At 58.5% G+C, this 7008-nt stretch carries 5 protein-coding genes, 1 tRNA gene and 1 pseudogene; 2 read left to right on the top strand and 5 right to left on the bottom strand.

Translation table 11 applies throughout. From position 1 onward, the window contains the following. Nucleotides 1–2: 2 nt before the first annotated feature. Nucleotides 3–75, bottom strand: a tRNA-Glu gene (locus tag AC3WK5_RS17335). Nucleotides 76–445: 370 nt separating this feature from the next. Between AC3WK5_RS17335 and AC3WK5_RS17330 the strand changes: the two genes are divergently transcribed. Next, the gene (locus AC3WK5_RS17330; RefSeq protein WP_054593391.1) at nucleotides 446–1204 is read left to right on the top strand and encodes a hypothetical protein; all 759 of its coding nucleotides are present in this window, start codon (nucleotides 446–448) and stop codon (nucleotides 1202–1204) included. A gap of 159 nt (nucleotides 1205–1363) precedes the next feature. On the opposite strand, the gene AC3WK5_RS17325 is transcribed toward AC3WK5_RS17330, so the two are convergent. The 4 genes and pseudogenes from AC3WK5_RS17325 to AC3WK5_RS17310 form a co-directional block, all read right to left on the bottom strand. Continuing rightward, complete coding sequence (locus AC3WK5_RS17325) at nucleotides 1364–2227, bottom strand: methyl-accepting chemotaxis protein (protein ID WP_371917686.1); 864 nt, start codon at nucleotides 2225–2227, stop codon at nucleotides 1364–1366. Next, nucleotides 2225–3253 (bottom strand): annotated as a pseudogene (locus tag AC3WK5_RS17320) (HAMP domain-containing protein); the annotation flags it as partial. The gene AC3WK5_RS17325 and the pseudogene AC3WK5_RS17320, both read right to left, overlap by 3 nt. Before the next feature lie 209 nt (nucleotides 3254–3462). Beyond that, the gene (locus AC3WK5_RS17315; protein ID WP_103319094.1) at nucleotides 3463–4869 is read right to left on the bottom strand and encodes an aminotransferase-like domain-containing protein; all 1407 of its coding nucleotides are present in this window, start codon (nucleotides 4867–4869) and stop codon (nucleotides 3463–3465) included. A 136-nt stretch (nucleotides 4870–5005) separates the two neighbouring features. Further along, on the bottom strand, nucleotides 5006–5767 hold the full coding sequence (locus AC3WK5_RS17310; RefSeq protein ID WP_103319092.1) for an SDR family oxidoreductase: 762 nt from the start codon (nucleotides 5765–5767) through the stop codon (nucleotides 5006–5008). Nucleotides 5768–5999: 232 nt separating this feature from the next. On the opposite strand from AC3WK5_RS17310, the gene AC3WK5_RS17305 reads away from it, so the two are divergent. After that, nucleotides 6000–7004, top strand: coding sequence for an NADP-dependent oxidoreductase (locus AC3WK5_RS17305; protein ID WP_103319089.1), 1005 nt, complete (start codon nucleotides 6000–6002; stop codon nucleotides 7002–7004). The last annotated feature ends 4 nt before the right edge of the window (nucleotides 7005–7008 follow it).

The following is a 7008-nucleotide window of genomic DNA, read 5'->3' as shown; positions in this document are numbered from 1 at the left end:
GGCGTCCCCTAGGGGACTCGAACCCCTGTTACCGCCGTGAAAGGGCGGTGTCCTAGGCCACTAGACGAAGGGGACACACGTACAACATTCACTCCCTACCGCGTTTCGCTGTGTGCTTTCCGCTGTAAGTGGCGCGCATTCTATGGATGGATTGAGGGGTCGTCAACCCCCAACTATAAATTTATTTAAATCAATGACTTCGCCCCCCTTTGAGGGGCAATTCCGGGTTTTCGTCCGACCGGGGTTTGACGCCTATATTCTGTCACCCGCCAAGGCGCTATAGTCCTCTTCAGCAGATGATGGCAATGTGCACCCATCCACACATTGCCTATATAGACAGCGCAAAGGCTCCATCCAACTCGTCGCGCCACCCTATGCGCCCCCAGGCTTAGCCACTACACTCGCACGCAAACCCTATAAAGAGGTCTTCACGGTGACACCACTCATGATCACCCTGCTAGTAATAGTCGGGATCGCAATATTGATCGCCATTGGCTACATGAACCATGTGGTGGAAAACAATAAACTGGAAAAGGCCCGCACCAAGGTCGAACTCAATGATCGATTGCGCCGCTGTGGCGAAATAACCGAGACCTTCCCTGGCCAGCTGATGACTCCGGCGCTCAAGCTGCTGCTGACGCGACTGGAACTCAACGTCTGCCAACGCCTGCTCAATCTGGATAAAACCAATTCGACGGCCAAAGCCCGCATCGAGGAACTGCGTGCACTGGTCGCACGAGGTGAATCGATTCCGGTCAACAACCCGCCGGCACCGATCCAGACTGAAGCCAAGGCCAAGGACGTACGCTTTTTGCTTGAAGCCTTGCATGGCCAGATCACTCGCGCAGCACAGGACGGTTTCCTGCCAACCAACGAAGCCAAGCGCTGGATTCGTGAAGTTCGCCACATCCTGGTATTGCTGCACATCGAGTTCTTCAACAACCTCGGCCAACATGCACTGCAGCAGGAACAACCCGGGCAAGCCCGCCTGGCGTTCGAACGTGGCGTGCAGTACTTGCGTAAACAGCAAGACCCGCAGGTTTACAGCGAGCAGTTGCAGTACCTGGAAAAACTGTTGGCACGCGCCAACTCCATGGTGCTGACCAACATTGCACCGGTGGAAGGCGAAGTTAACGAGTTGACCGAAGGCCTCAAGGACGTGGAAGCCGACGCAGACTGGAAGAAGAAAGCTATCTACGACTGATAGTGGTAAAACCCGTGGCGAGGGAGCTTGCTCCCGCTGGGTCGCGAAGCGACCCTCCCCCTTCGCTCAGTTCAGTCAGACCGCAAGTACCGCTGTACAACTGCTGCACCCGAGCGCGGACCATGCTGACGGGAGCACAAGCTCCCTCGCCACACACGCTTACAACCTGAAATGCCCCACCATCCCCTTTAGCTCAACCCCCAATTGCGCCAGTTCGATACTCGACGTGGCATTGCCTTGCATGGCCACCGAGGATTGATCGGCACTGGCACGGATGCTGGTCACGCTGCGATTGATCTCTTCGGCAACCGAACTCTGTTGTTCGGCCGCTGCAGCGATCTGCTGGTTCATCTGCTGAATCAGCGAGACCGCCGCAGCGATACTGCCCAGCGCACTCTCGGTCTGTAGCGCATCACTGACGGCGAGCTTGACCAACTCACCGCTGCTCTGTATTTGCTGCACCGATGCCTGCGCAGCGGAACGCAAGGCACTCACCAGACGTTCGATTTCTTCTGTGGATTGCTGGGTACGCTTGGCCAGGGCCCGGACTTCATCGGCAACCACGGCAAAGCCCCTGCCCTGCTCACCCGCTCGCGCTGCCTCGATGGCCGCATTGAGTGCCAGCAGGTTGGTCTGCTCGGCAACGCTCTTGATCACACTGAGGACAGTGCCGATGTTCTGGATTTCCGCACTGAGGCTTTCGATGCTGGAGCTGGCCGACGTCGCCGAGTCAGCCAGTTGCTCGATGCGCTGCATACTCTGACGCACGACCTGCTGACCGGTTTCGACCTTGCCGTCTGCCGTCTGCGCTGCCAGTGCAGCTTCCTCGGCATTGCGCGCAACGTCATGCACGGTCGCGGTCATCTGATTCATCGCGGTGGCAACTTGCTCGGTCTCTTCTTTCTGGCTGCTGACTTCCAGGTTGGTCTGCTCGGTCACCGCCGAGAGCGATTGCGCGGAATTCGCAAGCTGCTCGATACCCGCCTGCAAGCCGCTGACAATGCTGCTCAACCCCGCGCCCATTTGCTGCATGGCCTGCATCAACTGGCCGATTTCATCACGTCGCGTCACCTGCACGGTCGCGCTCAGATCGCCCGCCGCAATTTTCTGGGCGACGAGAATCACACTGCGCAGTGGCGCAACGATCAAGCGAGTAATCACCCACGCGGCGATCAGCCCGACCAGCAACGCAAGCGCCGAAGACGCAATGATCAACACCGAATTCTTCTTCAGTTCTGCCTGCATCGACTGGTCCTCGGCCGCGTAAGCCTGGTCGACCCGCTGCACCACTTCGGCGGCGCGCTCATGCAACTGCTGATAGACCTTTTTCTCCTGACTCAGCAGCCCCGTGTACTCGGCAAGTTTTTCGCTGAAACTGGCGATATGCCCGGCCACTTCGTTGAGCACTGTCTGGTAGCCCGCATCCTTGACCGCGCTCTTCAATGCCTCAACCTGGGTCAATGCCTGGTCGGCCTGTTCAATCTTGCCTTGCTCGGCACTTTCGGCACTGGCCTTGCGGCTTTGATCCAGGCGCACTCGCGCCTCATTCATGGCCTGCAACATCAGCCTCGATACCTGACTGACCTGATTGGCCTGCTCGATAAACTCAGCGCCCTCCTTGCCTTGCGTATCCTTGAGCGCATAAGCGCCATCGTCGGCAAGGCCAGCCTGCAGCACATCAAGGTTATTGGCCACGCTGGACACCGACCAACTGGCCATTTCCAGCGCCAGTTCCTTGGACTGGGTCAGTTCGACGAATTCATCGAAGGCTTTGCGGTAAGCCCCCAGCGACTGCTCGACATCATTCATCACCGGAACGTTAGCTGCCGACTGAGCCTTGAGTTGCGTTGCGAGGGCGACCAACGCGTCAACACCCTTGTGCAAGGCATCGACGGTTTTCGGATCACTGTGCAAGGCGTATTCCTGCTCAAGCAAACGCACCTTGAGCAGGCCACTGTTGAGCGACGACATCTGCTTGAGCCCGTCGAAGCGCTGGCTGATGGTTTGCAAGGACCAGACGCCGATAGCGGCCACCACGGCCGTCAACATCAGGACCAGAATAAAACCGACACCCAGTTTTTTTGCCATACCGAGGTTGGCAAAACGTCCTTGCACGGCCGAAATCATTGCTCGTAACCCCCTTCCCATACTCAATGGCAACACGACCATTTTCTGTTGTTGCAGATTCGCAATGGGGTGCACCCAAGCACAAGCCTTTGGCGCCGCGATAATGGCAAAAAGCTACGCGTGAGTCGTTTTCAGAACGGTCGAAGTCGATCCGGTAAGGCGCACGCCTGAAAAAACGCCTGCGCCCGAGGATCGCTGGCATAAGCCACATTGATACGCAGCCAATCGATAGTCTCGCCACTGGGGCTGAAGGCCGTCCTGGAGGACAGCACGATACCGAATGAGTGAGCCAGCGTGCGCACCCATGCCGATTCGTGCTCTCGTGGTCGGGTCCAAATGTACAACCCGCCCGCAGGCTTGCCGAACACCTCCCAGCCGGCGTCTTCAAGCACCAGCAATGTCGCCGCCATATCCCGCTTCAATCGCTGACGCTGGCGCTGTACCAGTTTGCGGTAGGCGCCATTGGCCAACAGACTGCTCAGTACCGACTCGCAAAACCGTGATGCTCCCAGGCTGGTAATCATCTTCATGTCTGCCAGGCGCGCAATGATTGCAGCGCTGGCCACCACATAACCGACCCGCAGCGAACTGCTGAGGGTTTTCGAAAAGCTGCCGACATAGACCACGTTCTGGCCCGCATCCATTGCCGCCAGGCGGGTGCCGGCACTGCCCTGGAAGTCTGCGTAGACGTCATCCTCGACGATGATTAATTCATGACGCTTGGCCAATTGCAGGATCCGTTGCGCAACGGCGGGTGCCAGGCTACTGCCGGTCGGATTGTGGAACAGGCTATTGATGAACAACGCACGGGGATTGTTCGCGCTCAACAAGGCCTCAAGTACTTCAATGTCCGGGCCGCGAGAGGTCCTTGGTACTTCCAGCAACCTGACACCATGCAACCTGAGCAGCTTGAACAGATTCGAATACCCCGGACTTTCGACCACCACGCAATCACCCGGTTTGAGCAGCGTCCGTACGATCAGATCAAGCCCGTGAGTAGCTCCCGTAGTGGTGAGAACCTGGTTCTCATCGACGGTAATACTCATCTGTTGCAAGCGTTTGAGGATCTGTTGGCGCAAGACCGGCAACCCGTATGAAGGGCTGTAGTTGAACAGTCCGGCCATGTCGGTACGCGAAACCTGGCGAATGGCATAACTGAGATCGTCGCTCTCGCGCCAGCTTTCGGGCATACCACCACGCCCCAGCGGCAACATGCCCAACGGGTCGTCGACCAACCCGACACTGTTTGCGTCAGCCGCCATGGGGCCCGCTAGGTCAGCGCAACGATGGGTCGCACCCAAAGGCCCGGCAACGAAAAACCCCGAGCCATGACGCGACGCCAGCACGCCTTGGGCGACCATGCGCTCATACGCCTCGATGACACTGGACTGACTGAGCAGGTTTTCCCGGGCCAGTTGTCGTATGGACGGCAAACGCGTTCCGGGCTCAATGGCACTTTGGCGAATCCAGCCAGCGAGGGCGTCAACAATTTGCTGCACGACGGGCACCAACGCCTGCCGATCGATTCTCAATTCCATGAGAGACCCACTCCAACTGTTTTTCTGGGGCCAGTTAAGCACAGGCGCTCGCATGAAGATGTGCGACAACGCCGCTAGAACACCCTCCTCTAACTCCTTGAAACACAATGTCCGGCGCGACGTCGCAGGCAACCCCTCAGAACGCCGTCACCCCGCCATCCACCGCCAGCGAGTGCCCGGTGGTGAACGCCGCCCCATCGCTGCACAGATACAACACCGCACTGGCAATTTCCTCGACCTTGCCGATACGTCCCACCGGGTGCATGGCGGCGGCAAAATCGGCTTTCTTCGGATCGGCTTCATAGGCACGACGGAACATGTCGGTGTCGATAACCGCCGGACAGACTGCATTCACGCGGATTTTCTTCTTCGCGTATTCGATGGCTGCCGATTTGGTCAGGCCGATGACCGCGTGCTTGGACGCCGCATAGATACTCATCTTCGGCGCCGCGCCAAGCCCGGCGACCGAAGCGGTATTGACGATCGCGCCGCCACCTTGCGCCAGCATCAGCGGCAGTTGGTACTTCATGCACAACCAGACGCCCTTGACGTTGACGCCCATGATCGCGTCGAACTCATCGAGCGTGCCTTCGGCGAGCTTGCCCTTTTCGATTTCGATCCCGGCATTGTTGAAGGCGTAGTCGACGCGACCATAAGTGCTTACTGCTTTGGCCATCAGGTTTTGCACGTCGCTTTCCAGTGTCACGTTGCACTGCACGAAAACCGCTTCGCCACCGGCAGCCCGAATCAGCTCGGCGGTACCTTCGCCGCCAGCCACATCAAGGTCCGCGACCACCACTTTCAATCCCTCGGCAGCAAACGCCTGGGCGGTTGCGCGGCCAATACCAGCGGCAGCCCCTGTCACCAACGCAACCTGGCCGGAAAACGTCATGCTCATTGTTAGGTCCTCGAAAGATGTGGGTGATCTCGTTCTCGCAGTCTAAGCACCCTGCCCCGTCACGCGGCAGCACTATCAGAGGGCCGGTTGATTGCTTATGAGTTGCGGTGATGAAGATCCCCGCCCGACTATCACTCCTTTGGATCGGACTGTATTCGCTGCGTCAGCAAACCTTGCGACAACCGCCATGAGGGTCTATCAATCAGACTTCATTCAACCTTGAGTGCCCGCCATGACTGCCCAGATCAACCGTCAATTCCTGCTCGCCAAACGCCCGGTGGGAGCTGCGACCCGCGAGACCTTTACCTATCAACAAGTCCCTGTCGGCGAGCCTGCGGCGGGTCAGATCCTGGTCAAGAATGAGTACTTGTCGCTGGACCCGGCCATGCGTGGCTGGATGAACGAAGGCAAGTCCTACATCCCGCCTGTGGGCATCGGCGAAGTCATGCGCGCACTCGGTGTGGGCAAGGTGATTGCCTCGAACAACCCGGGCTTTGCCGTGGGCGATTACGTCAACGGTGCGCTGGGCGTGCAGGATTACTTCCTTGGGGAGCCACGAGGTTTCTACAAGGTCGATCCGAAACTGGCGCCATTGCCGCGTTATTTGTCAGCACTGGGCATGACCGGCATGACCGCTTACTTCGCGCTGCTCGATGTCGGCGCACCGAAGGCCGGGGAGACTGTGGTGCTGTCGGGTGCAGCAGGCGCGGTGGGTAGCATTGCCGGGCAGATTGCCAAGATCAAAGGCTGCCGCGTGGTGGGCATCGCCGGCGGCGCGGACAAGTGCAAGTTCCTGATTGACGAGTTGGGCTTCGACGGCGCCATCGACTACAAGCATGAAGACGTGGTTGCCGGCCTCAAGCGCGAATGCCCGAAAGGCGTAGACGTGTATTTCGATAACGTCGGCGGGGATATTCTCGACGCCGTGCTCAGCCGCCTGAACATGAAGGCCCGCGTGGTGATCTGCGGCGCCATCAGCCAGTACAACAACAAGGAAGCGGTCAAAGGCCCGGCCAATTATCTATCGCTGCTGGTCAACCGTGCGCGGATGGAAGGCTTTGTGGTGATGGATTACGCCGCGCAGTTCGCTGCTGCGGGACAGGAAATGGCCGGGTGGATGGCCAAGGGGCAGCTCAAGAGCAAGGAAGACATCGTCGAAGGGCTGGAGACATTCCCGGAAACGCTGATGAAGCTGTTCAGCGGTGAGAATTTTGGGAAGCTGGTTCTAAAGGTTTAACACA

Source organism: Pseudomonas sp. FW306-02-D09B, from assembly GCF_058782685.1.
The sequence above is the reverse complement of the archived record's forward strand: the minus strand, read 5'-3'. Positions and strand labels throughout refer to the sequence as shown.